At 69.2% G+C, this 25,011-nt stretch carries 23 protein-coding genes; 10 read left to right on the top strand and 13 right to left on the bottom strand.

Annotation, left to right across the window (positions count from 1 at the left end; translation table 11 throughout):
• Positions 1-81: 81 nt before the first annotated feature.
• The 3 genes from IEW34_RS18655 to IEW34_RS18645 all read right to left on the bottom strand — a co-directional run bounded on the left by IEW34_RS18655 (position 82) and on the right by IEW34_RS18645 (position 6,857).
• On the bottom strand, positions 82-1,356 hold the full coding sequence (locus tag IEW34_RS18655; RefSeq protein WP_188610715.1) for a hypothetical protein: 1,275 nt from the start codon (positions 1,354-1,356) through the stop codon (positions 82-84).
• A gap of 150 nt (positions 1,357-1,506) precedes the next feature.
• Positions 1,507-2,964 carry a hypothetical protein gene (locus tag IEW34_RS18650; RefSeq protein WP_188610714.1) on the bottom strand — a complete coding sequence of 486 codons (1,458 nt, stop codon included), beginning with the start codon at positions 2,962-2,964 and terminating at the stop codon, positions 1,507-1,509.
• A 38-nt stretch (positions 2,965-3,002) separates the two neighbouring features.
• Positions 3,003-6,857 (bottom strand): hypothetical protein, encoded by a 3,855-nt coding sequence (locus IEW34_RS18645; protein WP_188610713.1) that lies wholly within the window; start codon positions 6,855-6,857, stop codon positions 3,003-3,005.
• Positions 6,858-7,416: 559 nt separating this feature from the next.
• Between IEW34_RS18645 and IEW34_RS18640 the strand changes: the two genes are divergently transcribed.
• Both IEW34_RS18640 and IEW34_RS18635 read left to right on the top strand, forming a co-directional pair.
• A complete protein-coding gene (locus IEW34_RS18640; protein WP_188610712.1) occupies positions 7,417-8,031 on the top strand; it encodes a LysE family translocator in 615 nt (204 codons plus the stop codon).
• A 36-nt stretch (positions 8,032-8,067) separates the two neighbouring features.
• On the top strand, positions 8,068-8,661 hold the full coding sequence (locus tag IEW34_RS18635; protein ID WP_188610711.1) for a YdeI/OmpD-associated family protein: 594 nt from the start codon (positions 8,068-8,070) through the stop codon (positions 8,659-8,661).
• A 59-nt stretch (positions 8,662-8,720) separates the two neighbouring features.
• Here IEW34_RS18635 and denD read toward each other — a convergent pair whose 3' ends face one another.
• Positions 8,721-9,710 carry a D-erythronate dehydrogenase gene (denD, locus tag IEW34_RS18630; RefSeq protein ID WP_188610710.1) on the bottom strand — a complete coding sequence of 330 codons (990 nt, stop codon included), beginning with the start codon at positions 9,708-9,710 and terminating at the stop codon, positions 8,721-8,723.
• 73 nt (positions 9,711-9,783) lie between these two features.
• The gene (locus tag IEW34_RS18625) at positions 9,784-10,710 is read right to left on the bottom strand and encodes a LysR family transcriptional regulator (RefSeq protein WP_188610709.1); all 927 of its coding nucleotides are present in this window, start codon (positions 10,708-10,710) and stop codon (positions 9,784-9,786) included.
• Positions 10,711-10,834: 124 nt separating this feature from the next.
• On the opposite strand from IEW34_RS18625, the gene IEW34_RS18620 reads away from it, so the two are divergent.
• Positions 10,835-11,575 carry an SDR family oxidoreductase gene (locus IEW34_RS18620; RefSeq protein WP_188610708.1) on the top strand — a complete coding sequence of 247 codons (741 nt, stop codon included), beginning with the start codon at positions 10,835-10,837 and terminating at the stop codon, positions 11,573-11,575.
• A 73-nt stretch (positions 11,576-11,648) separates the two neighbouring features.
• Here IEW34_RS18620 and IEW34_RS18615 read toward each other — a convergent pair whose 3' ends face one another.
• Positions 11,649-12,374: an SDR family oxidoreductase gene (locus IEW34_RS18615; RefSeq protein WP_188610707.1), complete on the bottom strand. Its 726-nt coding sequence runs from the start codon at positions 12,372-12,374 to the stop codon at positions 11,649-11,651.
• A 120-nt stretch (positions 12,375-12,494) separates the two neighbouring features.
• On the opposite strand from IEW34_RS18615, the gene IEW34_RS18610 reads away from it, so the two are divergent.
• Entirely contained in the window at positions 12,495-13,385 is an 891-nt protein-coding gene (locus tag IEW34_RS18610; RefSeq protein ID WP_188610706.1) for a LysR family transcriptional regulator, read from the top strand.
• A gap of 57 nt (positions 13,386-13,442) precedes the next feature.
• On the opposite strand, the gene IEW34_RS18605 is transcribed toward IEW34_RS18610, so the two are convergent.
• Positions 13,443-14,210, bottom strand: coding sequence for an alpha/beta fold hydrolase (locus tag IEW34_RS18605; RefSeq protein ID WP_188610705.1), 768 nt, complete (start codon positions 14,208-14,210; stop codon positions 13,443-13,445).
• Between the two features lie 402 nt (positions 14,211-14,612).
• On the opposite strand from IEW34_RS18605, the gene IEW34_RS18600 reads away from it, so the two are divergent.
• Positions 14,613-15,314: a class I SAM-dependent methyltransferase gene (locus tag IEW34_RS18600; protein ID WP_188610704.1), complete on the top strand. Its 702-nt coding sequence runs from the start codon at positions 14,613-14,615 to the stop codon at positions 15,312-15,314.
• A gap of 51 nt (positions 15,315-15,365) precedes the next feature.
• Here IEW34_RS18600 and IEW34_RS18595 read toward each other — a convergent pair whose 3' ends face one another.
• A complete protein-coding gene (locus tag IEW34_RS18595) occupies positions 15,366-16,220 on the bottom strand; it encodes a DUF4118 domain-containing protein (RefSeq protein ID WP_188610703.1) in 855 nt (284 codons plus the stop codon).
• 271 nt (positions 16,221-16,491) lie between these two features.
• Between IEW34_RS18595 and IEW34_RS18590 the strand changes: the two genes are divergently transcribed.
• The 3 genes from IEW34_RS18590 to IEW34_RS18580 all read left to right on the top strand — a co-directional run bounded on the left by IEW34_RS18590 (position 16,492) and on the right by IEW34_RS18580 (position 18,675).
• Positions 16,492-17,058, top strand: a complete 567-nt coding sequence (locus tag IEW34_RS18590; RefSeq protein ID WP_188610702.1) for a TetR/AcrR family transcriptional regulator — start codon at positions 16,492-16,494, stop codon at positions 17,056-17,058.
• A 60-nt stretch (positions 17,059-17,118) separates the two neighbouring features.
• Positions 17,119-18,087, top strand: a complete 969-nt coding sequence (locus IEW34_RS18585) for a quinone oxidoreductase family protein (protein ID WP_188610701.1) — start codon at positions 17,119-17,121, stop codon at positions 18,085-18,087.
• Positions 18,088-18,186: 99 nt separating this feature from the next.
• Positions 18,187-18,675, top strand: coding sequence for a carboxymuconolactone decarboxylase family protein (locus tag IEW34_RS18580; RefSeq protein WP_188610700.1), 489 nt, complete (start codon positions 18,187-18,189; stop codon positions 18,673-18,675).
• A gap of 78 nt (positions 18,676-18,753) precedes the next feature.
• On the opposite strand, the gene IEW34_RS18575 is transcribed toward IEW34_RS18580, so the two are convergent.
• Both IEW34_RS18575 and IEW34_RS18570 read right to left on the bottom strand, forming a co-directional pair.
• The gene (locus IEW34_RS18575; protein WP_188610699.1) at positions 18,754-19,395 is read right to left on the bottom strand and encodes a Vgb family protein; all 642 of its coding nucleotides are present in this window, start codon (positions 19,393-19,395) and stop codon (positions 18,754-18,756) included.
• 9 nt (positions 19,396-19,404) lie between these two features.
• Positions 19,405-20,625 (bottom strand): helix-turn-helix domain-containing protein, encoded by a 1,221-nt coding sequence (locus IEW34_RS18570; protein WP_188610698.1) that lies wholly within the window; start codon positions 20,623-20,625, stop codon positions 19,405-19,407.
• Positions 20,626-20,731: 106 nt separating this feature from the next.
• Here IEW34_RS18570 and IEW34_RS18565 point away from each other — a divergent pair, with 106 nt between their 5' ends.
• Both IEW34_RS18565 and IEW34_RS18560 read left to right on the top strand, forming a co-directional pair.
• Complete coding sequence (locus IEW34_RS18565; protein ID WP_188610697.1) at positions 20,732-21,187, top strand: SRPBCC family protein; 456 nt, start codon at positions 20,732-20,734, stop codon at positions 21,185-21,187.
• A gap of 125 nt (positions 21,188-21,312) precedes the next feature.
• Entirely contained in the window at positions 21,313-22,371 is a 1,059-nt protein-coding gene (locus IEW34_RS18560) for an adenylate/guanylate cyclase domain-containing protein (RefSeq protein ID WP_188610696.1), read from the top strand.
• A gap of 110 nt (positions 22,372-22,481) precedes the next feature.
• Here the strand turns inward: IEW34_RS18560 and IEW34_RS18555 are convergent, their stop codons facing one another.
• From IEW34_RS18555 to IEW34_RS18545, 3 genes are all read right to left on the bottom strand, one after another.
• On the bottom strand, positions 22,482-23,396 hold the full coding sequence (locus IEW34_RS18555) for a LysR family transcriptional regulator (RefSeq protein WP_188610695.1): 915 nt from the start codon (positions 23,394-23,396) through the stop codon (positions 22,482-22,484).
• A gap of 148 nt (positions 23,397-23,544) precedes the next feature.
• The gene (locus tag IEW34_RS18550; RefSeq protein ID WP_188610694.1) at positions 23,545-24,429 is read right to left on the bottom strand and encodes a VOC family protein; all 885 of its coding nucleotides are present in this window, start codon (positions 24,427-24,429) and stop codon (positions 23,545-23,547) included.
• Positions 24,422-24,871 (bottom strand): DoxX family protein, encoded by a 450-nt coding sequence (locus tag IEW34_RS18545; RefSeq protein ID WP_188610693.1) that lies wholly within the window; start codon positions 24,869-24,871, stop codon positions 24,422-24,424. Before IEW34_RS18545 ends, IEW34_RS18550 begins: the two co-directional genes overlap by 8 nt.
• Positions 24,872-25,011: the final 140 nt, after the last annotated feature.

Genomic DNA, 25,011 nt, shown 5'->3' with positions numbered 1-25,011 from the left:
CTTCGAATCGCCGAAATGCTCTATCTGTTTGTTTCGTCACGTTTTCTTTACGCGAACCGGCGTCCACTTTGCTCGAAAATGCTAGCCGGCGGGTTGTGCGGCGGGACGCTCGGGGGCGCGCGCTCCGTCGCCCAGCCGGAAGGCTGTTTCCAGGATCGCTGCCAGGAAGCAGATGCGCAGCGGCTCCACCAGGAGGCCGAGGGAGGAATCCTGGAACTGGCTGCCGAGGACGAGCGAGATCGCGTCCGGCAGGATGTCCCAGAGATAGGCGGGCTGCTGGCCGATCAGCCGCACCGCCCCGAGCCACAGCCACGCCGCTCCCCAATCGATCAGGCGATAGCCGACGATCAGCACCGCCAGCAGCATGACGCCGGAGCCGAAGGCGAGCCGCACCCCGTTGGCGACGGGCAGGTAGCGGCTGCGGTAGCCGGAGACGAAGCGGTCGGCGAAGTCGCGCAGGAAGGCCGGCAGCGCTTGATAGCGCTTCAGCCAGCCGCCGGCCCGGCCCTGGGCGAACGGCTTGGTATCTCGGATGTCGTAGCCGTAGACGATGGCCGCGAGGACCAGCCAGACCACCGGCAGCAGCATGTACCAGAAGAGCGAGAGAAGGGCGTCGGGAAGGGCAGGCGGCGCGTGCTCGACCGGCATCATGCCCGCGGCGTGGGCCGCCGGCACTAGGCCGGCCGCGGCGGCGTCGATGGCGCGCCACAGCCCACCACTCCCCAGCCAGGTGAACAGCTGGTCCTTCCAGCGGCTGACGACGTAGAGGCCGATGAAGATCCAGCTCGTCTCGCAGACGACGACGACGATCTCCCAGAAGGTGCTCTTTTGCACCTTCTGTCGCCGCTTGGCGATCGTGCGCAGTAGCCAGGCGATGGCGACGGAGACGATCAGCCAGCGCGAATCGAGCACGTGAAGCACGTTGCCGCTTTGGCCGAGGGGCGCCATCTCCAGCGCCAGCCGCGAGTATTGGCGCACCGTGTCGCCAAGGAAGCCCCATGCCGCGTAGTAGAGAAAGAACGGCAGCAGCGCGACGCCGATCAGCGATGCCGGGTGGGAGCCCTCCGGGCCGCCCGATGCGGCCTCGCTCGCCGCCCTGGTCTGCGCGGCGGCGACCGCCGGCAGCGCTGGCCGGAGGATCTGAAACAGGGCGACCGTGGTCACCAGCTGCGCCAGCACGACCAGCGTCAGCACCATCAGTCCGGCCATTGGGTCGACCAGGGCGATCCGCGCTGCCCCGAGCAGGAGCAGGTTCACGGCGATGATGCCGAGCGCCACCGTGGCCAGAAGTTGCGGCCAGAAGCGCCGTAGCAGCTGCCAGGTCACCACGACCGGCAGGGTCAGGCTGGTCGGCATCCGCCTCTCGCACCTCCACGATGAATTGTCGCCCTATGCTGCGGGTGGCTCGCACGAAGATCAACCCGTCGAGCAGAGCGTGGCACCGCGGACGCCGTGCGTTGGCGGCGGATCGGCGCTGGAGTATCCGTCTTGGGCCGCGCCGCTGCCTCAACGCAGCTTCCTTCGCACGCACCTCCCCATCTTCAGATTACCGACCGAGATATCTTCATCGAAGTACTCGAATTCGGGCTCAGGAGCGTAGAAGTTCAGTTCCTGCCCGCTGGCGTGGTAGTATTTCGGCATGTTGCGCTGCTCACCGGGACTCCAGCGTTGGCTCACGGACGGAGGGTTGCGCCAATTGGACGATCCCCGGGCGGATTCCTCATCCTTCGCCCCGTGCGGGTCATGCAGATACAGCACCTCGATCGCCTGGAAGCGAACGTCGTTGCTTTCGGAGAAGGTCGGCTGGTCGTGCCAGAACACCCCCTTCACCCATACCCAATTGCCATCGTGGCGAAGCTGTTGAACGCGGCGCCAGATGTCAGGCTCGGCCGCCGCGCGAGCGGCGCGATCCCAGACGGCCTGGTGGGCCCTTTGAGTCAGTCCCTGGGATATCTGTTGCATGGCGCCGGCTGCGCCGCCGGCAGCGCCACGTGCGCGCTGGAGCGTAGTGCCCGCCTGAGGCCGCATGCCGCCGCCAACGTTTCCCGTGGTCGCCGGCCATCGCCAGCGGCCACGCCCGGTCTGCGGACGATCGGCGCCGCGATCGGCTTGGGGATTGCCGGTGACGCCCCGCACCGGAACGGGGGGCTGCAGCACGCCGCCTCGCCGATCCGGGGTGGGCAGCGGGGGCGGGGTCAGCGTCTTGCCCGCGATCGGTGGCGTGCTCACGGGGGGCGGCGGAACCTGGGCCGGGGGCGGCACGGCGACGGCCTGGATGCTCGGCGCCCCCTGGCTCGACACGATGTCACGCGCCACGAGGGGCTTGGCGGTCCCCGGCATCCGGGTGGTCGGGGGCCCCTGGGGCACCTGCGGCCCATCGCCCATGTTTCTGTAGGTCTGCAGCCGCGACGGTGCGATGTTGTCGACCTCCGGCAGCATCTCGACCCGTGGCCCGCCGAGGACCGGGACGCCGGTGATCCCCAGCATGACGCCCTTTCGGCCAGCCTGCTTCAGGATCTTGAGCTCGTTGGCGAGCTGGGTTCCCGCCTTGGAGCTCGGCACGATCTTCTCGGCCTGCAGCCTCGCGTTCGCCTTCTTCGGGAAAGCCCTCAACACCTCGTCGAGCACCTTCTCCTCGATCAGCCACACCCGGTCTCCGTAGACGATCGCGGCATCGGCGATGCGTCCCGCGCCCTTTTTCACGTTGAGCGCGATTTGCTGCCCGTCGGCTCCCATGATCGACGTGAAGTGGACATCCGTGAGGATCACCGCCTGGGGGTAGGTGCGCTGCAGCTCGAGCGCGTGGCGATGCTGGTGCAGACGATAATACTGGCTCAGCAGGGCCTTCGGGATCGGTTTGTTGCTGGCGCGATGGGGCGCGAGCGCATCGTCAGTCTCCTTGATCGCGCGATCGGCCTCGGCAATCATCTGGCTGAGCCTGAAGGAAACGGGTTCAGGCGCCATGGCCGGCTCCTTCGATCGATGCGGCTCGCCTCGTCACATCACACCTCGGGCGGCACCACGACGCCGGCCGTCCCCGAAATATTGATCTGGCGCTCGACGTCCGGATCGCCGAGCTCGTTCGTGAGAATCCGCTCGGCGCGGCGGATGTTATCGAGCTCCTTGCCGCGGACGTCGGCCTGGGCGCTCTTGACGTCGATGATCCGATGCAGATGCTTGAACTGCTCCATAACCGAATGCGCGCCGGGCAGCGCCTCGATATAGAGGCCGTCCTCGCAAGGGATGACGATGTCCTCGTCGCGGCGCGAGCGCTGGAGCAGCTTCTTCAGCGCGTCGCGCAGCTCCGGTTTCAGCTTCTCGAACTCGTCGGCGCGGTTTTTCTCTTCGTAATGCTTGCGCAGGCAGCAGACATAGTCGGCGAACTCGTCGAGCGTCATGTTGCCGATCGGGTCGGGGTCGGAGAGGCCGTATTCGCCCTCGGCGAGGGCGACGTACGGCTCCATCATGAAATCCGTGATGGGGTTGGCCTCGTACATGGGGAAGACGAGGTAGTTCGCGACGACGCCGGCCGGCTTGTAGATGTTGGCCGCCCGCGACAGAGGCACGGTCTTGATCCTGTCCGCCTCGCTCAGGGGCGGGCGCCGGATGCCGAGGCCGCTTGTGGCATGCACCCATTTGGTATCGATCGCCGCGATGTCGGTGGCAGCGGCGAGCACAGCCGGATTGATGGTGATAGGGCGTGTCTTGTCCTTGGTGAAGACAGGGATCGGCACGTCCTTCAGGCGCAGGAAGCGCTGGTCGTCTGGTTCGTGGGCCCAGATCGCCTGCATGTAATAGAGGATGTTCTGCCAGATATGGTCGATCAGCCGATGCACCTGGCCAAGCTGCGAGAGATGGCGGGACAAGCGATCAGTATAGTCGCTCTGCATCGACTCCAGCGTCGAGAGCGCGCTCATCAGCCGTGACGCAAGGTCCTGCTCCTCGCGCTGCTCGCGCTCATAGGCGTCGCGCGCCGCACCTTCGCGCAACTGGTCGGCCTGGCTCACCTCGCCCTCGCCGGTGACCATGTCGAGCGCTCCCTCGACGATGCCGCCGACGATCGGAATGCCGCCGGCGATGTCGCCGATCCCGCCGAGGATGTCGCCGAACAGCCCGCCGCCGCCTTCGGCGGATTCGGCCGTCTTTTCGATCTGCTTCTGCAGGGCGGCGTACCGCAGCCCGGCGAGCGCCCGGCGATCGGCGAGATCCTGCTTCAGATCCTCGACCAGCTTGCGCTGACGGAACAGAGCCTCGCGCATCTCCCGAAGAGCGACGTCGTCGCTGATCAGGCTGGTGGAGACGTAGCCGAGCGCCGGCGCATAGGACGGGTCGAGCAGCACGCGGCTCAGGATCCAATCGTGGCGGATCAGCCAGGCATGGGTGAGCTCGCTCGGTGCCGGCACCTCCTGAGCGACGAAGACGACCGACTGGAGGGCATGGATCTTCTCTTCGATGCCGATGCGGCGTTGGAGCTCGTAGAAGAGGAAGGTGCAGGGGATCTCATCGTTCGGATTGATGATCTCGCCGGACTGGGTCTCCTCCTCCTCGAAGCTCTCCTCGGTCGTGATCTCTGTCTTGCGCTCGTTCTTGACCTCCTCGCTGGCTTTGCGGACGGCCTCGTTGAACTCCTTCTTGACCGAGCTCGAATGCTGCTCGACGTCGCGCGTGAAGGTGGTGGTGCTGGAGCCGCTGACGCCCATGCCGCCGCCGCTGTTCTGCTCGCCGCCACCGCCGCCGCCACCGCCCGCCGTGAAGTTCACGCTGCCTGTCGCGGACATCGAGAAGTTGGTCTTCGAGGTGGCGCGGTGGACGATCTCGGACTCGATCCGCGAACGCTGCTCCTGCTCGCCGGCGCGCCGCTCGAAGCGGGATTCGACCTCCTGGACCGAGCGTTTGGTCTTGCGGAGCGTCCGGCGGCTGTATTTGCGTGATTCCCGGGGGGCCAACGGAAGGGTGCTGACCAGTTCGCCGACCTGGTAGGCCTTCAGCGTCCAGATCTGCTTATAGGTGACGAGGAGGCCGAAGTTGACGCTGCGATAGCGCGGGCTCGCGGCGAAATGGCGGAACGGATAGGCGCGGCTGTGCTGCCGCTTCAAGTCTTCGATGATGGTGTGCGTCGGACGGAACGGACGTGCCGCCTCGTTCTCCAGCACCAGCCGGCGGGCCAGGGCGACGATCCCGTCGGCATCGGACTTGAGCAGACGCAGCTTGGTGCGTAGCTGGATGGCGCTCTTGGACATCAGAGGCCCCAGGCCGGCCTGGATCAGTGCGCGCGTCGTCCCTTTCGCGGCGAGGAGATCGAACAGCGACATCTCGCCGTCGTCGACCTTGTCGAGGAGGGCCTGCCGGATGTTGGCGATCTGCGTTGCAAGTTGGGAGAGATGGTTGCGCGCGAGCGACGGCAGCGCAGTCCACTCCTCGCGGGTGATGATGACGACGCTGGCGACGCCTTCATAGGCCGTGTCGGTCGAGGTGCCGATGTCGAGCAACTCGTTGAGGAACAGATTGGCGTTGAAGACGCCGGCGAGGAGATCCTTGACACGCTTCACGGCCGGCGCGCCGCCGCGCTCGACGAACTTGTCGTAGGCGGCCTCGACGTTGTCGAGGAAGCGGTCGTCGAGTGCTTCCTGCCAGATCGGCTCGAATGCGATCTGGAGGTCGTTGAAGAAATGAAGGGCCGGCACGTCGGCCGGACCGGGAGCGAAGGTGACCTTGGCGATCGCGCTGGAGACGCCGGCGGCGTTGAGGCTGGGTTCGAGCAGCTGCTCGCGCGCTCCCTCCTGTGGGCCGAAGACGAGCAGGTCCTCGGGCGAAGCCTGACGCTCCATCAATTCGTTGATCGCCTTCTTGCTGACATAGACGGGTGCCTCGCCTGCGTGCGTGAGTGGCCCGGGCTCCTCGGGCTGGGCCGGCCCGTGGTGATGGTCGTCGTCGCCGTCGAGGCAGGCCTCGGCCTGGGTGCGCGGACGGCAGGGGTCCTCGGCCGGTGAACGGCGGTAGATCTGGGCCGGCTTGTCGAGGGAGGTGCCGACGACCTTTTCGAGATCCCCCTCGGTGATCTCGACCGGGCCGGTGCTGCCGCCGGTCAGCTCTTGCAACTGGGTCTTGGTGAGGCGGATGCGGCCGGTGCGTCGGATGCGGCCTCGCTCCTCGTCGGTGTCCGGGTCCTGCGTGCCGGTCAGGGTCTTGAAGTCCGCCTTGAGCGCGCTCTCGCCGACGGCACGGATATCCTCCGGCGTCGCGACGTATCGGCCGCGCTTTCGCTCCTCGGGGGTTACCGTGGCGAGCGACGCTGCCAGCGTATCGCGGATACTGCCGCGGAACAGATCGCGACGCTCCTTCACCTCGGCGAGAGACTCGGAGAAGGCCCGATCCCCGGCCTTGCGGATGGCGGCGCGGCGCTCGCGTTCGACGTCGGCAGCTGCAAGCGCCGCACGCGACGTGGCGGCGCCGTTGCGGACAAGGCCGGCCCGCTCGATCGAGCGGCGGGGCAGCTCGATCTCGAAGTGCTCGTGTGCCGCCGCGCCCGCCCGGAGCTCGGTCTCGAACAACGTACGCCGCTTGCGGTCGGCTCCGGGACGTTCCGGCGCGAAGACCCGCAGCTGCAGATTGACGCGGTTCTTCGCCTGGCCGCCCTCGATCGAGATGGCCATCGAGAAGCTCCCCATGTCGACCGCCGCTGACCCGAGGCGGACGACCTCGCCCTGCTGGCGCACGTCGACGGCTTCGACGAGCAGGCCGCCGACGCCTCCACCCGCTTCCTGGAAAATCCGACCGGTGACGATCATGGTAGAGCCGTTAGGGGCTTCGTCCAGCGGCTTGCCTTTGCCGCTGGCTGGCGGACGTGCATCGGCCATGGAATCCCCCTTCCAACCATGCTGCGAGAGCTGCGGCCGACCACGTCAATGCTTGCGGAATATCAGATTGAGACTTGTGACCGGCTCCGCTGACACTTTTGCTGCATGTATTCGAGCAAGGTACATCCGCATCGCGTCGATTTAAAGCATTAAGATTGAGCTTTGCCCGGCCGAGACTTGAAAGCTGCCGCCGGTGTCGAATGTTTCATCGACGCTGGGGGACGCAGATCTCGGCGCAGCCTGTTCAACACGCGAGTGCGGAGTCCTTCCCTTGCGGCATGCTGGGATCAGCGGAGCGCGTCGGAGGCGCCCGTTCGGTCGGCGGCCCCATCCCAATGGCTCGAGGGTGGTCACGGTCACAGGGTCAACGCAGTCCGGACGGATCTACGTATGGGTTTGGCTGATCTCACGGGTCTCGGCCAGCTCGGCGGCCGGCGCAAAGTATGTAGTACGTGAGCTTCTCGCGCTCGCCTGAGGACAGGGCGCCGCGCGACTTCGGCGCGACGCGGTGGTGATCGATGTCGCCATCGCGTAGCATGGTCGGACGCGGAGGTTGGACGTGAATCCGGAACTCTTTTTCGCCTTTCTGCTGATCACGATGGTGCTGATCATCACGCCGGGCCCGATCGTCACCCTGGTGATCGCCACGGGCGCCACCCAGGGCATCCGCCCGGCCCTGGTGACCGTTGCCGGCACCATCGTCGGCAACGGCCTCCTGGTCGGCGCCATCGCCTTCGGCCTGGCCTGGCTGCTGAAGAGCTCGGCCATCCTCTTCGAGGTGATCCGCTGGGCGGGCGCCGCCTATCTCGTCTGGCTGGGCGTGCAGGCATGGCGGAATGCCGGCAAGGTCACCGAGCTGCCGGCGCCGCCGCACCACGTGCATTTTTGGCGCGGCTTCGTCGTGGCTCTCTCAAATCCCAAGACGTTGGCGTTCTTTACCGCTTTCCTGCCGCAGTTCGTCGATCCCGCGTTGCCGAGCGATTATCAGCTCGCCGTCATGTGCGCCGTCTCGGTGGGGATGGCGGCCGCGACCGACAGCGGGTGGGCCATCGCATCGGGCCTCGGCCGGGCCTGGTTCCTGAAAGGCAACCGGGCGCGGATGCTCGCCCGCATCTCCGGGCTGACGCTGATCGGCGGCGGGGTCTGGCTGTCGCTGACGCGGCGCCCCGCCTGACGGCCCGCGGCCACGATCGAACTCCGGGCCGGCTCCATGACCGCAGACCCTCTTCCTCTCCTCACCTTCTGCGATGACGCGGCCTTGGAGTCCTGGCTTGCTCGTCAGCCAGCCGATGCGCCGGGAGTCTGGCTCGCCTTCGCAAAGAAAGGCGCGTCGGTGCGCACGCTCAGCAAATCCGCCGCCATCGACTGCGCGCTGGCGCATGGCTGGATCGACGGGCGGCTCGGGCGGGTGGACGCCGATTTCTTCAAGGTGCGATTCACGCCCAGACGCGCGGGCAGCTCCTGGTCACAGAAGAGTCGCGAGCGTGCCGAGCACCTGATTGCCGCCGGGCGCATGGTGGCGCGCGGGCAGGCGGAGGTGGATCGGGCCCAGGCCGACGGTCGCTGGGACGCTGCCTATCCGTCGCAGAGCCGGGCGACGATGGACGCCGATCTGCGCGCCGCGCTCGACGGCGAGCCGGCGGCGGCCGCCCTGTTCGAGGTGCTGGACGCGGCCAACCGTTACGCGATCCTGTATCGTGTGCATCAGGCCCGGACGCCGGAGACACGGGCCGCCAAGATCGCCGAGCTGGTGGCGAAGCTCGCCCGCGGTGAGATCATCCATCCGCGCCGCCGAGCCCCGTAGCCATGCCGGGGTGAGCCCGACGTCTTTACGCGAACCGGCGTCCACTTCGCTCGAAAACGCTAGCCGCCGATGCGCCCACCGAGTTCGTCGTCCACATGGATGCGGATGATGTCGTCGAAGCGCGCCTCCGCCGCGAAGCCGAGCGCGCGGGCGCGCTCGGCGTCGAAGCGCGGCGGCCAACCGGCCACCATGCGCATGATGGCCTCGTCCGGCTCGTGGCGGATCAGCTTGACCGCCCGCTCGCCGGCGACCCGACGCAACGCCTCGATCTCCTCGCCGACCGTGGCAGAGAGCCCCGGCATGCTGAGATTGCGCCGCGGTCCCACCTGGGCGAGATCGAGCGCCGCGGCGTGCATCAGGAAGTCCACTGCCGAACGCGGACTTGCGAACCAGTGGCGCACATCCGGCGAGACCGGCAGGACCGCCTCCAGGCCGACAAGCGGCTCCCGCAGGATATTGGAGAAGAAGCCGGATGCCGCCTTGTTGGGCTTGCCCGGGCGGACGCAGATCGTGGGCAGGCGGATGCCGATGCCGTCGAAGATCCCGCGGCGGGTGTAGTCGGCGAGCAGCAATTCACTGACTGCCTTCTGCGTGCCATAGCTGGTGAGCGGCATGGTGCCGAACTCGTCCGGAATGACCTCCGGAAAAGGCGCGCCGAAGACGGCGATCGACGAGGTGAAGACGACCCGGGGCTTGTAGGGCTCGCGCAGCCCCTCCCGGCGGATGGCCTCGAATAGGTGGCGCGTGCCGTCGAGATTGATGCGATAGCCTTTGTCGAAGTCGGCCTCGGCTTCGCCGGAGACGATGGCGGCGAGATGATAGACGAGGTCCGGCCTGCGGGCGATCAACCGGCCCACGTCGTCCGCGTTCGAAACGTCCAGCGCCAGCAGCTCGACGTCGCCGGCATGGTCCGGTGGTCGTTGCGGGGCAACGACATCAGCGAGGGTCAGACCCGTCAGCTCCCTGTTGCCGATCCGGCCGGCCGACGACAGGCGCTCCGCAAGCTTGCGCCCGAGCATGCCGGCCGCGCCAGCGATCAGAACCTTCATTTGACCCTCGTGCCTGCCGAGCCCGATGGAGGCCGTCTGCGGCCGCTCATCACGGCGCAATGCGCACCGCAAGTCAAACCTCGGGCGGAGCGATCGCCGTGCCGCCTCCGCTTGCCGCCGCAAAGCGCTGCACGACCCAATCGATGAACAGGCGCACGCGCGGCGAAAGCTGACGGTTGCGGGGATAGAGCACCGAGACCGGACCTGGCGGCACCGGATGATCGGGCAGCAGGCGCAGCAACCGTCCGGAGGCGAGATCCTGCGCGACGTGGAACGTCGGCATCTGGGCGAGCCCCAGGCCGAGGCGGATGCCGGAGAGGAAGGTCTCGGTGCCGGTCACCGAAAGCGGCGTCGCCACCGCCACTACCCGCTTGGAGCCGTTCGCGGCCTGGAACTCGAGGGGCCGCACCGCGCCCGTCGTGATCGAGCGCAGGCCGACGGTGCGGTGCCCGGCCAGTTCGGCGATCGTCCGCGGCGCGCCATAGCGCTCGACGTAGGCAGGGGCAGCGCAGGTGATGCGCGGCAGCAGGGCGACGGGGCGCGCCACCAGGTCGCTGTCGGGCAGCGTTCCCCAGCGCAGCACACAGTCGACACCCTCCCGCACCACGTCGACCCAGCGCTCGCTCTCGCTCATGGCGATCTCGATCGCGGGATGGTGAGCCAGGAAGTCGGGCAGGCCCGGCATCAGGAAATGGCGCGCCAGCGTGCCTTGCACCTCGACGCGGAGCAGGCCCTTGGGGGCAGCGCCGCGGAAGGCGCCCTCCGCATCCTCCACGTCGTCGAGAATCGCCAGACAGCGGCGGTAGTAAGCCTCGCCGTCGAGCGTCGGCCGCACCGTGCGCGTGGTGCGCTGAAGCAGGCGCACACCGAGCCGCGCCTCGAGCCTCCGGATCACCTCGGTCGCGGTCGAGCGCGGAATGTCGAGGTCGTGGGCGGCCTGCGTGAAGCTACGCCGGTCGACCACCCGCGTGAACAGCCGCATTGCATCGAGCCGGTCCATGCCACGCTCCGTAATTCCGACAGAGCGAACAGTGTTACCAATTTTATCCCGATTATCCCGGTATCTCCGGGGCGCATCTTCGCGAGCATCCGCTCCAGGGGGCGGCAGCGAACAGGAGACAGCCATGAGCACCGACTCGAACAAGGTTGCCATCGTCACCGGCGCCTCGCGCGGCATCGGCGCCGCTATCGCCGAGCGGCTGGCCGGGGAGGGGTTCACCGTCGTCGTCAACTATGCCGGCCGGGCAGCCGATGCCGAGGCGCTGGTGACGAGGATCGAGGCCGCCGGTGGCCGCGCCATCCCCGCCCAGGCAGACGTGAGCGATGCGGCCGCTGTGGCCCGCATGTTCGATGCGGCGCAGACCGCCTTCGGCGGCATCGACGTGCTGGTCAACAATGCCGGCATCATGAAGCTGGCGAACCTCGCCGACAGCGACGATGCGCTGTTCGACAGCCAGGTCGCCGTCAACCTGAAGGGCAGCTTCAACACCTTGCGCGAGGCGGCGAAGCGGCTGCGCAGCGGCGGGCGGATCATCAACCTGTCGTCGAGCGTCGTCGGCCTCTACCAGCCCACCTATGGGATCTATGCCGCCACCAAGGCCGCCGTCGAGGCGATGACTCACGTTCTCGCCAAGGAACTGCGCGGGCGCGCCATCACCGTCAACGCCGTGGCACCCGGCCCGACCGCCACCGCCCTCTTCCTCGACGGCAAGCCGCAGCAGGTGATCGACCACCTCGCCAAACTCGCCCCGCTCGAGCGGCTGGGCGAGCCGGAGGATATCGCCGCCGCGGTCGCCTTCCTCGCTGGGCCGGACGGCGCCTGGATCAACGGCCAGGTGCTGCGCGCCAACGGCGGCATCATCTGAGCTGCTCCGACCCGCCTGTCGCCTCGCAACGAGGGCTGCCGAGCCCGTCGGTGATCCTGCAAGCCCAGGACGATCACGCGGCGGCGGTCGGCCGGACGACGATTTCGCTCACGTCCACGTCGTCCGGCTGCTCGACGGCGAAGCGCACCGCGCGGCCGATGGCGGCGGGCTGGAGCGCAACGGCGCGGTAGGTCTTCATCGCCGCGGCGGCCGCGGGATCGGTGATGCTGTCGGCGAGCTCGCTCTCCACCACACCCGGATGGACGCAGGTGACGCGGAGGTCCCTATGCTCCTGGCGCAGCCCGTCGGAGATCGCCCGCACGGCGAACTTGGTGGCGCAGTAGACGGCCGCGGTGGGCGACACCGCGAGGGCGCCGATAGAGGCGATGTTGACGATATGGCCCGCCTTCCGCGCAACCATCTCCGGCAGCACCGCAGCGATGCCGTAGAGCACGCCCTTGATGTTGACGTCGACCATCCGGTCCCACTCGTCCACCTTGAGCGAGGCCATCAGCGACAGCGGCATGACGCCGGCATTGTTGACGATCACGTCGACGGGCCCCCAGGTCTGACGGGCGGTGTCGGCAAAGGCGGCGACATCGTCACGGTCGGTCACGTCGAGGCGGCGCACCTGCGCCTCGCCCCCCTGCGCGCGGATCTCCCGGGCGAGCGCTTCGAGCCGCTCGGTGCGGCGCGCGCCGAGCATCACCCTGGCGCCGGCGGCCGCGAGTTCACGGGCGATGCCCGCGCCGATGCCGCTCGAGGCGCCGGTGACGAGCACGATCTTGTCGACGGTCATGGTCCGCTCCTGCGTTGCCGGTCACGGCGCCGGGTGACGCCGGTTGCGGCCAAGGTAGGTCGGCATCATTGTCGCGATAAGCGGGCTTCGCCTGATCAGTTTGGGAAGAAGAGCTAACCAATGGCTTTGGATCTCAATGGGCTGGCGGTGTTCACCCTCGTCGCCGACGAGAAGAGCTTCCGGGCGGCGGCCGACCGCCTGGGGGTATCGCGGTCCGCCGTCAGCCAAGCCATCGCGCGGCTGGAAGCGTCGCTGGGGGTTGCGTTGGTGCAGCGCACCACGCGCAGCGTCGGCCTGACCGAGGCGGGCCTTCAGCTCCACGAGGTGGCGGCGCCGGCCATGGCCGACCTGCGCGCGGCGGCGGAGGCGGCGGCGAACCTGCGCGGCCGCCCGCGGGGGCAACTGCGGCTGGCCGTCTCCTCCATCGCGGAGACCTTCCTGTCGGGTCATCTGCTTGCGACCTTCGCGGAGGCTCATCCCGACGTGCAGCTCGACCTCACGGTCACGGACGATGAACTCGATATCGTGGCCGAAGGCTACGATGCCGGCGTCAGGCTCGGCGAGGTGATCGAGCAGGACATGGTCGCAGTGCCGGTCTCGGGCGAGCAGCGGCAGGCGGCGGTCTGCGCGCCCGCCTATCGCGAGCGGTTCGGCGCACCATCGCACCCCCGCGAGCTCGCCGCCCATCGCTGCATCGGCTGGCGTCCGGCGCCGAAGGCTGCGCCCTATCGCTGGGAATTCGCAGAGCACGGCCGCGAGTTCAGCGTCGCCGTGGCGCCCGAGATCACGACGAACGACATGGCCCTGATGATCAAGCTGGCGGTCGCCGGCGCAGGCATTACGTTCGGCATGGAGGAGAGCTTCCGCCCCTGGATCGCGCGGGGCGAGCTCGTGCCTCTCCTCGGCCGTTACTGCCCGCCGTTTGCCGGCTTCTACCTCTTCTATCCGAGCCGGCGTCACGTCGCGCCGAAGCTGCGCGCCTTGATCGACCACCTTCAACGGAGCCGATGACCCCCGGGCTCGCCGATACGTTTTGCGGCGGCCCCACCAAAGCCGAGAGCCAGCCCGTTACGCGGCGGCCTGCAGGATGAGCTCTGCGATGGCGTCTGGATGAGAGATCAGCGACAGGTGGCTCGAGGCGAGCTCGATCGTCGTGGCGCCCATGCGCTTGGCCATGAAGCGCTGGAGGTCGGGGTTGATGGTGCGGTCCTGCGTCGAGACGGCGTAGAAGCTCGGCTTGGACCGCCAGGCCGCCGCGCTGGTCTTGCCGGCGAGCAGCGTCTTGTGGAATGGCTCCTGCACCGCATAGAGCACCTTGGCCTTGGCCTCCGGCAGGTCGCCGGCGAAATCGCGCAGGAAGGCGGCCTCGCTGAGGCGGCCTTCATCGCCGTCGAACACGATGCCGGCGGTCGCCGGCGGTGTCGGGTAGCCCTTGGCGAGCTCGGTATAGTCCTCGTTCGCGTCGGGCGCGCGCGCCGCCACGTAGACGACGGCCGACACGCTCGGATGCACGCCGGCCTGGCTCACGATCATCCCGCTGAAGGAGTGGCCGACCAGCACCGTCGGACCGTCCTGGCGGGCGAGAACGCGCTCCGCTGCGGCCACCGCGTCGGGGAGCGTGGTGAGGGGGTTTTGCACCGAGGTGACGTTGAGGCCCCGGGTCTGGAGGCGGGTAATCACGTCGGCCCAGCACGAGCCGTCGGCGAAGAGGCCATGGACGAGGACGACGTTGCGTGCCCGGGTTGGGGCCTGTGTGGCGGCGAGGCCGCTGCGCGCGGCGAGGGATGCCGCCGCGCCCGCCAGCAGGGCGGTCGAAAAGGTGCGCCGGTTCATCATGGCTGTTCTCCGCATGAAAGTGGCGAGAGGGGCACCGGATGGACGCCCGATGCCGACGGAGCATGCGCGTCGACGTGCGTTTTGCCTGCCTGTACGAAGGTGTTAGCGCGCCACCGATGTCTTCGGCCGAATTTCGGCAAGTCCTATGGGCGCGCAGACAAGTAGACAGCCGTGGATCGCTGGCGAACGGCGCTACCGCCGGACCAGGGGCCCGCCCGCCGCCGGCCGAACTTCGGCCCGCGTCGACCTGGGAAGGTCCGCCCACGGGGTCGCGGCGGCCAAGTGCGCGGCACGAGGTCATGCGTTGACGGGCTCCTTTTCACGTACTAATTAAAGTTACATGATATTGTGACGGCCCCGCCAGATCCCGGCGCTCGGTCTCCTCGCGAACGGAGTTCGATCATGTCGACCAAGTGGAGCGCGGATGACGTGCTGAACGCCTTCTCCGATCCGCAGGCGGTCGCCCGCTATACGGACGGCCCTCGCCGCTACGTGCCGGGTTTCGCCGATCTCCACCGCATGACCGGTGTCCTGCTGGCGGAGCGGGCCCCGCAGAACGCGCGGGTTCTCGTGCTCGGGGCAGGGGGCGGCCTCGAGCTTACCGCGCTGGCACAGGCCCATCCGGGCTGGACCTTCGTGGGCGTCGATCCGTCCGCCGAGATGCTGCGCCTGGCGGCGCGCACGCTCGGTGCGCTGGGCACGCGTGTCGAGCTCGTCCAGGGCTATATCGAGGACGCGCCACGGGGGCCATTCGATGCAGCGACTTGCCTGCTGACGCTCCACTTCCTCGAGGCTGACGCGCGGCGGCGGACGGCCCGCGATGTGCGAGCCCGCCTCGAGCCCGGCGCGCCGTTCGTGGCGGCCCATGGCAGCTTTCCGCAAGGGGACGACGCGCGGGCGCTCTGGCTGTCGCGCTACGCCGCCTTCGCGATCGCTGCGGGGGTGGAGCCTGAACAGGCGAGCAAGGCCCGCGTGGCCGTGGACGCGAACGTGAGCATGCTGAGCCCCGAAGAGGACGAGGCAATCCTGCGCGAGGCGGGCTTCAAGGACGTGAGCCTGTTCTTTGCCGCCTTCACCTGGCGCGGCTGGCTTGCGCATGCCTGACCCTCGCGGACGCCTCGCGGCGAGGGTGGTGGCGTTGCTCGGCGGCCGCGATCAACGGCCCGGCCGCGGCCCGGCCGCCGTCTGCTGGCGCGTCAGCGCGAGCGCAAGCAGGCTCACGACGATCCCGACCGGGGTGCCAGGCTCCGCCGGACGATCGGCGGGGTCGAACGCGAGCCCGATCACGAACCGCGACCCAGCGACCGCCGGCACGGGCCAGAAGTCGAAGCGCGAGGTGTCATACGGGTAGACGGCTGCGTGCACGTGCCGGTTCTCCGTTGCCGTGTAGCGGGCAGCCTCCGTCTCCGCCTCGACGGGGTCGATCCCGCCGCACGTCTCGACGACCTCAGCCGTGGCCTCCACGACGCGCATCACCACGACCGGTACGTTGAACAGGGCTTCGAGAGCGCTGGCGGTGACCGCCACGACTGCGCGTTCCCGGTCGGCCGCGATGACGTCACGACCGAAGGCCTGCAGCAGCGCGGCCTGCCGCTTCAGATGGGCCGCCTCGACGGCCTTGTGCCTGGACGTCGAGGCGACGGCGCTGGCGACGCAGCCGACGAGGAAGAGCAGCCCGATCGACCAGATGTTGGCGGGATCGTCGACCGCGAGCGAATAGCGCGGCGCGGTCAGAAAGTAGTTGTAGGCGAGTGCACCGAGCACCGCGGCACAGAGGGACGGCCCTAGCCCGAAGGCGACGGCGGCGACGACGACGGGGATGACGTAGACCAGCGACAGGTTCGGGATCGCCACCGTGCTGTCGACGCCGGCGGCCAGGGCCGTCGCCAGAGCGGTCATGGCGAGCGCCGCGCCGTAGCGCACCGCTGCCGGCACGCCCCACGACGGCTGACCGGCCGATGCGTCGGGCTCCGGGATCGCGTCCGGCGATGTCGTTCTCTGGATGGTCATGGCAAAGCTCCTCCGCGGCGAGGACGATCCGTGCCGAGCCCGGGAGCGAGCGCCTTCTCCAGCCTCCGGCAGAGGGCACGGACGTCGGCTCGTCCGCACTCCTAAATGGCCCTGTGCCCATAAGGCATCCATTGGTCGCCGGGCTCGAAGAGATAAGGGGCGCGTGAAGGCTGGGACCCCGCCGGCCGCTGCGAGCGACATGGCCGCATGCCCATGGACATCGCGCGCAGTTATTATTGACTGTTCATTCCAAAATGGCTAGCGTTCGACGATGGCAAGGCCCAAGGAGTTCGACCGGGACGAGGTGCTGGAAGCGGCCATCCGCGTCTTCCGCGAGCACGGCTACGAGGGCTCCTCGGCGGAGATGCTGGTGCGCGCCATGGGCATCGGCCGGCAGAGCCTCTACGACACGTTCGGCGACAAATGGCAGCTCTATTGCGCGGCGGTGCAGCGTTACGTGGCGTGCGAGATCGAGGCGCACGTGACGGCGCTGCGCGGCGCGCCGCGGGCCCTCGACGGCATCCGAGCGATGATCGAGCGGGTCGTCGCGGAGGCGCCCCAGGCGTGCCTGGGCGTCAACTCGATCTGCGAATTCGGACGCAGCCGCCCGGAGCTGTCGGAGATTCAAGACGCCAGCGCCCGTGCTCTCCACATCGCCATCGCCAAGCGGGTGCGGGAGGCCCAGGCCGACGGCGAGGTCGCGGCCGTTCTCGATACGGAGGCGGCGGCCGGCTTCGTGGCCGCCAGCTTCGCGACGATCCGCATCGCCGCCCGCGGCGGAGCCGATGCCCGCGAGCTCCACAGCCTCGGCCACATGGCGATGCGAGCTCTGCGCTGAGACATCTCGCTTTATCGTGGCCAATTTTGGAACGAATGTTCAATATATGGAGATGCTGTCATGAAGGCGATTGCGATGACCCGGCCCGGAGGCCCCGAGGTGCTCGAGCTGCGGGAGCGTCCCGAGCCCGCGCCAGGGCCGGGGGAGGTGCTCGTCGAGGTCGCGGCGGCGGGCGTGAACTTCATGGATACGGGCGTCCGCCGCGGCATGTTCTGGACCGCGACGTCCGATGCGACGGTTCTCGGCGTCGAGGGCGCCGGCCGCGTGATCGGCTTCGGCAGCGGGGTGGAGGGGCTGCGCCCGGGGCAGCGCGTCGCCTGGGCGTATGCGCCGGGCAGCTATGCCGAGCGCCTCGTCGTGCCGGCGGCGGCGCTGGTGCCGGTGCCGGGGACGATCGACGATCGCACGGCCGCCGCGGTGATGATGCAGGGGCTCACCGCCAGCCACTTCGCCACGGATTTCTATCCGGTCCAGCCCGGCGACGTGGCTCTCGTCCATGCGGCTGCCGGCGGCGTCGGCCTGCTGCTCACCCAGATCATCAAGCTCAGAGGGGGCCAGGTCATCGGGCGGGTCTCGTCGGCCGACAAGGTGGCGGCCGCCAAGGCCGCCGGCGCCGATCACGTGATCGTCGACGTGGAGGGGCGGTTCGCGGCGGCTGCCGTTCATCTGTCAGGCGGAGAGGGCGTGCATGTGGTCTACGATGGCTCCGGCCCCAAGACCTTCCAGGGTTCGCTCGACTCCTTGCGGCGCTGCGGCACCTTCTGCTGGTACGGCCCGGTGCTCAGCGGCCAGGCGCCGCTCGACATCATGAGCCTGCCGAGGAGCATCAAGCTGGGGTACGCCGTCTTCGCCGACCACGTGCCGACGCCGGCGCTGCTGCGCGCCCGCGCGGGGCGGCTGTTCGACTGGATCGAGACGGGCGGTCTGAAGGTCAGGATCGGCGGCGTCTATGCGCTCGCCGAGGCGGCGCGCGCCCATGCCGACATGGAAAGCCGCGCCACGACAGGCAAGCTCCTGCTGGTGCCGTGAGGCGGGCGGGCCGGTCCGCGTCGATTTTCTCGGTGTTCATGTCACGCGGGGCGATCCTGGCTCGTCATGTCACTGGAACCATCGAAAGGAACCGGAACCATGACCACCAAGTTCGATCCCTTCGCCGCCGCCCCTCAGCTCATGAAGAGCTGGATGGGCACTTCGATCGCCGCCGCGGCCAGCCTCGAGTCCAGCCTCATCGAGCTGGTCAAGATCCGCGCCTCGCAGATCAACGGCTGCGCCAACTGCATCAACATGCACACGGCCGAGGCGCGCGCCCAAGGAGAGACGGAGCAGCGGATCTACCTGCTGTCGGCCTGGCGCGAGGCACCCTGTTACAGCGCGCGCGAGCGGGCCGCCCTGGGCTGGACGGAGGAGCTGACGCGCCTGTCCGAGCGCCATCCGGACCTGGCGGCCCGCGACGCGCTTGTCCAGGCATTCTCCGAGGAAGAGCAGGTCAAGCTCACGTTGATGATCAACGTCATCAACGGCTGGAACCGCCTCGCCGTGGGCTTCGGCCTGTGGCTGGATCCGGCCGCGGCCAAGGTGGCCGCGGCCAAGGCGGTAGCGGAGAAGGCTGCGGCCTGAGGCGCACGCCTGCGCTTCGGTGCGCGGCAGCTCCGCTCGGCCGCGCCCCGGAGCCAGGGATCGGATTGGATCGCCGCTCTAGCGGCGTCGCCGTCGGCGGACGGCGCGCAGCTTGCCGCTAGGTCCGCCGCCACAGAAGAACCGATCGGCCCCGTCCGACTCAAGTCCCGATACGGCGGTTTCGGGCGGCAGCTCGAGCTTCTCCAGGACCTCGCCGCTGCGCGCATCGATGCGGCGAAGATCGCTCGCGTCGCCTTCCCAGGTGCCGTGCCAGAGCTCGCCGTCGACCCACGTGACGCCGGTGACGAAGCGGTTGGACTGGATCGTGCGCAGGACGTCTCCGGTCTGCGGATCGATCTGATGGATCTTGCGCGCCCGGTATTCTCCCACCCAGAGCGTCCCTTCCGCCCAGGCGAGGCCCGAGTCGCCTCCGCCGCCGGGCGCGGGAATGGTGGCGAGCACGCGGCCATCGTTCGGGTCGATCTTCTGGATACGGTCCTCGGCGAGTTGAAACAGGTGCCGGCCGTCGAAGGCCGTTCCCGCGTGCGCCGGGACGTCGATGGCGCGCACGATCCGCCCGTCCGCAGGGTCGAGCGCGTTCAGCTTGTCGCCCGAGGCAAACCAGACGTGCTGGCCATCGAAGGTTAGGCCATGGACGCTGTCGATTCCCGGGAAGGGGCCATACTCGCGGAGGATGTCGGCGGTGCTTGCTTTGGTCATGCCGGCACCCTAGTCGCCTGTCAGCAGAGCTGGGAGTAACAAGCTCGTCGTGAAACCCGGCACCGGCGGGGCCAGCCAGCGGCGCGCCCGCCCGCGCCCGAACGACTGGACCTTGCCGGCGACCGCAAGCTGGTCGAGTGCCCGCTGCACCGTGCGTTGGCTGGTGGCGAGCGCCAGGGCCAGCGCGGAGCTCGACCAGGCTTCCCCGTCGGCCAGCAGGGCGAGCACCGCCGCGTGCCGTTCCTCGACCGGCCGCGCCAGCACAAGCACCTCTCCAGCGTCGCACGCCACGAGGACAAAGCCGCGCGGGGTCGCGGTCACGCCGGCCAGCGGCCGCAGCAGGGCACGGAGCCGGCCGATCTCGACCCGCAGCCGGGCGCGATGCGATTCATCGACACGCTTGGCGCGGAAGGCCCGCGCCATGAGAGCGGCCCTCGGCACATCCACCGGCCAGGCCTCGGCCAGGACGCGGGCGAGCGTGAAGAGTACGGGGCGTCGCCCGAGCGAGACCATCACGCCCGAGCGGCGCACGACATGACGGCAGGCGTCGACGACGAGCGCCGGGGACGCCTGCAGCGCCTCGACCTCCTCGAGCAGCAGCGGGCGCTCGACGCCCCGTGCGATCAGGCGCGCCGCCGGCGTGCTCAAGGCGAGCGATGCGTGCTCGACCTCCGCTGTCAGCGTCGGGATGCTGGCTTGGCGAGCGGCGTCTTTGGCCCGCGTCAGCGCCGCGCACGCCGCCTTCGTCCGCAGGCGCCGCAGCGCGATCCCCGCAACGACGAGTTCACAAACCGTCCGCGATGCCGGCGGGAGCGACGCGGGGTCGAGTTCGGAGATCCCCTGCTCGGCCTCGTCGAGGCGCCCGAGCAGCAGCAAGCGCCGCACCTGAAGATGCCGCCCGTAAGCGGCATTCGGCCGATCGCCGTGGGCTTCGAGCGTCGCGCATGCCGCATCGAGCGCCTTCGTGGGCCAGCCCAGATCACGCGAGGCGAGGGCGATCTCGGCCTCGGCGACGATACAGCGAGCGCGGGCTATCGCTTCGCGCTGGCCGAACGTGCGTGCCGCTCGCCGCACGAGCGCCCTGGCACGATCGAGGTCGCCGAGCTGCGCCATGGCGATGCCGCGCAGCGCGAGCGCCGGCGCGTCATCGCGCAGCGCGACCCGGTTGAGCGCCCCGAGCGGGTCGCCTGAGGCAAGCGCGCGGGCTGCGGCCGTGATCAGCGAGTCCATCGCGCGCCCGTCACACTTGTCACTCTCTCCCTCCGCGTTTCCCGCGCTAAGTCTATCTCACGATCATTCGCCAATGCGATGCAGGCACCCCTAGGAGAGACGACCGATGCAGGACCCCCTCGTCGTCCGCCGCGAGATGCACCTCCCGGCGCCGCCCGCCGCCGTGTTTGCCCTCCTGACCGACCCGGAGAAGATCCTGCGCTGGATGGGAACGGAGGCCGATGTGGAGCCGCGTCCCGGCGGGCTCTACCTCGTGAACGTCACCGGGGGCCGCTTCGCCCGCGGCGCTTTTCGTGAGGTCGTGCCGGTTCACCGCCTCGCCTACAGCTTCGGATGGGACGACAGTGAGGCCGTGCCACCGGGGTCGAGCCTGGTGGAGATCGATCTGATCGAGCAGCCGGATGGAACGTTGCTGCGGCTCACCCACACGGGCCTGCCGACCGCGGAGCAATGCGCCGGCCACGCGGACGGCTGGGCTCACTACCTGGGACGGCTGGCCGTAGCGGCGGCCGGACGCGACCCGGGACCCGACCCCCGGCACGGCCACGACGGCCGCGATTGACCGGGCGGCGCCTGCGGTGACAGGAGCGCTTGCCGGATCGCGCGTCGCCGCGGTGAGCGGAGCTGGCGGTGACGAGGCGAGTGGCGGCGGTGACAGGGCGGTGGTCTTGGCGGCATGATCGCCGCATGGACTTGCCCGCGCCTCTCGCCTGGCTGCTCGACGAGGCCGTCGCCTCGCCCGGCCCAGACCGGTTCCTGGCCGAGCTCGGCGGCCGTCTTTCGGCGGATGGCCTGCCGCTGGCCGGTGGTGCCCTGACGCTCGCGGTGCCCCATCCCATTATCGCCCGCCGCACCTGGCTGTGGCGGGGCGACAGCGGTGCTGTGATCGAGGCGCTCGGCTTTGCCGGTGCTCCGTCCAGCGACGCCGGGCGCGCCTGGCTGGCCGCGCTCGGCCCCGTGCAGGAGGAGGTGCTCGGCGCCGCGCGGGATGCGCCGGTGTTAGGCTGGGCCGGAACCCGGCCGTTCGGCAGCGCCGAGGCCGGCCGGCTGCGCCAGGCTGCGCGCTTCGCTGCGGCCCCCCTGGCTGTCCTGGCGACACGGGCCGCGCAGGCGGCGCTGCTCGAAGCTTATCTCGGCCGGCGCAGCGCTGCCCGGGTGGCGGCCGGCGCACTGCGCCGCGGCACCGGCGAGTCCATCCGGGCCGCGCTGCTCTATGCGGATCTGCGCGATTTCACCGCCATGTCCGAGGCTCGGGACCCGGCGGCGGTGATCGCCGCCCTCGACGCCTGGTTCGACCGCGTGGCGGGGGCGGTGCACGCCTTCGGCGGCGAGGTGCTGAAGTTCATCGGGGATGGCGTGCTGGCGATCTTCCCGGTAAACGGCACGCCGGGCGCGGCGTGCGAGGCGGCGCTGCGCGCCGTCGTCGCCGCCCGGGCCGGCATGGTCCATCTCGACGCGGCGCGGCAGGCGCAGGGCCTGTGGCCACTGCCCTTCGGCGCCGCGCTGCATCTGGGCGACATGGCGTGGGGCAACATCGGCGCCGTCGACCGGCTGGATTTCACCGCCATCGGCCCTGCCGTCAATCTGGTCAGCCGGCTGGAGGGCCTATGCCGGCCGCTCGAGCGCGCGGTGCTGATCTCCGGGGCGCTCGCCGCCGAGGCGACCGTACCGCTGCTGCCGCTGGGCGAACACCGGCTGCGTGGCATCGCGGCGCCTTGCGCCGTCTTCACCCTGCCGGATGCGTGAGGGATGGCCCGAGCATGCACCCGCGGAAATGGAACTGGCGGAGCCCGGCCTGAGGACGGCCGAGCTGCTGCGCCGGGATATTCGGTCGGTAAACCGCGTGACCCGCAAGGTCACCAGCCGGATTCCCACTCCGGCGGCCCACGAAAGCGATCGGCGAGGAAATCGACAAGCGCCCGCACCTTGAGCGCGAGGTGGCGCGCCGGGGGGCAGAGCGCGTGGATGCCGAGCGGGGCACTCTCCGCACCGGGAAGCAGGCGCCTGAGCCGGCCTTCGCGGATCGACGGGCCGGCGATGAAGCTCGGCACGTAGGCGATACCGAGCCCCGCCGCGGCGGCCGCCAAGCAGGCCTCGCCGTTGGAGAAGCGCAGGCGTCCCGTCACGGCGACCGTCAGCATGTCGCCGGACGAGCCCCCGGTGAAGCGCCAGTTGGTGGGATCACGGAAATTGGTGTCGATGATGCAATCGTGGCCCGCCAGGTCCCCGGGCACCTGCGGGGTGCCCTTTCGTTCGAGGTAGGATTGGGCCGCGACGAGGATCACGCGCGCCTCGCCGAGCTTGCGCGCGATCAGGCTGCTGTCCGCCGTCCGGCCGACCCTCACGGCGATGTCGAAGCCCTCGTCCACCAGGTCGACCACGCTGTCGGAAAAGCTCACCTCGAGCTGGATGGCGGGGAAGGCTTGCACGAATGCGAGGAGGGCTGGCGTGAGCTGAATCGTTCCGAAGGACATCGGCGCCGTCAGGCGCAGGCGGCCCGCGGGCGTGCCGGAGGCATGACGGACGGCGGCATCGAGCGCGTCGAATTCATCGAGCAGCGCCTTGACCCGCTCGTAGTAGGCTTGGCCCACCTCCGTGGGCGAGAGCGCCCGCGTGGTGCGCTTGATCAGCTGAACGCCGAGATCGGCTTCCAGCCGCGAGACGAGCTTCGATGCCTGGCCGCTGCTGGTGCCGAGCCGCTGCGCGGCCCCGGCGAAGCTGCCGGCATCGAGCACGGCGACAAACATGCGATCGCAGTCCAGGCGGTCCATGCGGGGCGTCCGTTGGGTGCCATCGTCTGACAGGGCTGTCAGGATTATCCGATCGGGAGCGATCGCGCGCGGGGACAAGCGGCCGGTAGCCAGTCGGGGCCGGCGCGCTCTGCGCCGCGGCGGCCGGTCCACGGTCCGACGAACATCGTCAGGCGCTCGCGTCGTCCGGGACCGTCACGGGCGCGACCAAGATCGCCGTTCCCCAGGGATCGCGCAGCGACAGGGATGCACCGTCCGCATGCCCGGCACGGTGCCTGATGGCTTCGGCCCGGCTGGCATCGACCCGCATGGCCACTTCCGCCAGCCCCGTCGACGGGAAGCTGCGCGGGCCGGCGCCGCGGCTGTTCCAGATATTGGTCGCAATATGATGGTGGTAGCCGTCGGCGGCAAAAAAGGTGCCGCCGGGATAGCGGCAGGTGATGTCGAGGCCCAGCACGCCGGCGTAGAAGGCTTCGGCCGGATCGAGCGCTCCCACCTGCAAGTGCACGTGGCCAACGGTCGAGCCGTCGGGAAGGCCGCTCCAAGACGCCTCGCCGGCAGTTGCGATCAGACGTTCGATGTCGAGCGGGCGCGTCGCCATCTTCACCTGCCCGTCTGCCCACACCCGGCTCGATGCGGGCCGATCGGCATAGACCTCGATGCCGTTTCCTTCCGGGTCGGAGAGGTAGATCGCTTCGCTGACGTCATGGTCCGACGCGCCGGTCAGGAGACCCCGCGCCTGGAGGGTGCGCCGCAGCCACCGTGCGAGGTCGGCGCGCGTCGGCAGCAGGAAGGCCGTATGGAATAGGCCCGCCTCGCGCGGCGAGCGGCGCCGTGCCGCCCCATCCCGGCGCAACTCCAGCAGCACCTCGCCGCCGGCGCCCAGCGCAGCGCTTTCGCCGTCCCGATGCAGGAGATGGAGGCCGACGATCTGCTCGTAGAATGCGCGGACTCCGTCCAGATCGTTGACCGTCAGCGCGACCCGGTCCACGGACAGGCGCCGGGCGAAGGAGGGGCCGGCCGCAGGCGCGGCCGCCGGAGACGCGTCAGACATGGCGGGCCTTCCCATAGTGGTCACCGCCCTGTTCGCCGCCGGCAGCCGGCGTGGGCTTCAGGGCGTAGGCGCCGTCACCGGCGAGGGCAACGGCGAGGAGGACTACGATCCAGAGGGCGAGAAATTCCCAGCCGCCCTTCGGATTGGAGAAGAAGAAGCCGGCGGGCCCGTGCACCGTGAAGATGGCGCCAAGCAGGACCGGGATCAGCGCCAGCGCCGCAAGGCGCGGCCAGACGCCGAGGATCAGCGCGGCCGCTCCCACCAGCTCCCAGAGGATCGTCACATACGCAAGCCACCCCGGCAGGCCGAGGGAGCCGAAGAAGCCGGCGGTGCCCGCGGGCGTGAAAACGAAGATTTTCAGCCCGGCGTGCGCCAGAAACAGGATCCCCAGCGCGAGGCGGAGGACGAGAACGGCGTAGGGGGCGGTGCGGTTGTCGATCATGAATACGTCTCGCAATGCGTTGGTCTCCATGAGCATAGGCGTCCCGATCGGCCGTGATTATCGGGCCGGGGCGCAGATGATTGCTTCCAAACGGGAATGAATATCCGCGTGGTCCCCATCGATTGGGCCGCTGACGAGAA

This window comes from Chelatococcus reniformis, from assembly GCF_014640075.1.
In the GTDB taxonomy this organism is placed as follows: domain Bacteria; phylum Pseudomonadota; class Alphaproteobacteria; order Rhizobiales; family Beijerinckiaceae; genus Camelimonas; species Camelimonas reniformis.
The sequence above is the reverse complement of the archived record's forward strand: the minus strand, read 5'-3'. Positions and strand labels throughout refer to the sequence as shown.

Excerpts from the sequence above, each read along its gene's own strand:
- IEW34_RS18655 (WP_188610715.1), bottom strand. The coding sequence starts at position 1,356 with ATGCCGACCAGCCTGACCCTGCCGGTCGTGGTGACCTGGCAGCTGCTA.
- IEW34_RS18650 (WP_188610714.1), bottom strand. The coding sequence starts at position 2,964 with ATGGCGCCTGAACCCGTTTCCTTCAGGCTCAGCCAGATGATTGCCGAG.
- IEW34_RS18645 (WP_188610713.1), bottom strand. The coding sequence starts at position 6,857 with ATGGCCGATGCACGTCCGCCAGCCAGCGGCAAAGGCAAGCCGCTGGAC.
- IEW34_RS18635 (WP_188610711.1), top strand. The coding sequence starts at position 8,068 with ATGACCGCAGACCCTCTTCCTCTCCTCACCTTCTGCGATGACGCGGCC.
- denD (WP_188610710.1), bottom strand. The coding sequence starts at position 9,710 with ATGAAGGTTCTGATCGCTGGCGCGGCCGGCATGCTCGGGCGCAAGCTT.
- IEW34_RS18625 (WP_188610709.1), bottom strand. The coding sequence starts at position 10,710 with ATGGACCGGCTCGATGCAATGCGGCTGTTCACGCGGGTGGTCGACCGG.
- IEW34_RS18620 (WP_188610708.1), top strand. The coding sequence starts at position 10,835 with ATGAGCACCGACTCGAACAAGGTTGCCATCGTCACCGGCGCCTCGCGC.
- IEW34_RS18615 (WP_188610707.1), bottom strand. The coding sequence starts at position 12,374 with ATGACCGTCGACAAGATCGTGCTCGTCACCGGCGCCTCGAGCGGCATC.
- IEW34_RS18610 (WP_188610706.1), top strand. The coding sequence starts at position 12,495 with ATGGCTTTGGATCTCAATGGGCTGGCGGTGTTCACCCTCGTCGCCGAC.
- IEW34_RS18605 (WP_188610705.1), bottom strand. The coding sequence starts at position 14,210 with ATGATGAACCGGCGCACCTTTTCGACCGCCCTGCTGGCGGGCGCGGCG.
- IEW34_RS18600 (WP_188610704.1), top strand. The coding sequence starts at position 14,613 with ATGTCGACCAAGTGGAGCGCGGATGACGTGCTGAACGCCTTCTCCGAT.
- IEW34_RS18595 (WP_188610703.1), bottom strand. The coding sequence starts at position 16,220 with ATGACCATCCAGAGAACGACATCGCCGGACGCGATCCCGGAGCCCGAC.
- IEW34_RS18590 (WP_188610702.1), top strand. The coding sequence starts at position 16,492 with ATGGCAAGGCCCAAGGAGTTCGACCGGGACGAGGTGCTGGAAGCGGCC.
- IEW34_RS18585 (WP_188610701.1), top strand. The coding sequence starts at position 17,119 with ATGAAGGCGATTGCGATGACCCGGCCCGGAGGCCCCGAGGTGCTCGAG.
- IEW34_RS18580 (WP_188610700.1), top strand. The coding sequence starts at position 18,187 with ATGACCACCAAGTTCGATCCCTTCGCCGCCGCCCCTCAGCTCATGAAG.
- IEW34_RS18575 (WP_188610699.1), bottom strand. The coding sequence starts at position 19,395 with ATGACCAAAGCAAGCACCGCCGACATCCTCCGCGAGTATGGCCCCTTC.
- IEW34_RS18570 (WP_188610698.1), bottom strand. The coding sequence starts at position 20,625 with ATGGACTCGCTGATCACGGCCGCAGCCCGCGCGCTTGCCTCAGGCGAC.
- IEW34_RS18565 (WP_188610697.1), top strand. The coding sequence starts at position 20,732 with ATGCAGGACCCCCTCGTCGTCCGCCGCGAGATGCACCTCCCGGCGCCG.
- IEW34_RS18560 (WP_188610696.1), top strand. The coding sequence starts at position 21,313 with ATGGACTTGCCCGCGCCTCTCGCCTGGCTGCTCGACGAGGCCGTCGCC.
- IEW34_RS18555 (WP_188610695.1), bottom strand. The coding sequence starts at position 23,396 with ATGGACCGCCTGGACTGCGATCGCATGTTTGTCGCCGTGCTCGATGCC.
- IEW34_RS18550 (WP_188610694.1), bottom strand. The coding sequence starts at position 24,429 with ATGTCTGACGCGTCTCCGGCGGCCGCGCCTGCGGCCGGCCCCTCCTTC.
- IEW34_RS18545 (WP_188610693.1), bottom strand. The coding sequence starts at position 24,871 with ATGATCGACAACCGCACCGCCCCCTACGCCGTTCTCGTCCTCCGCCTC.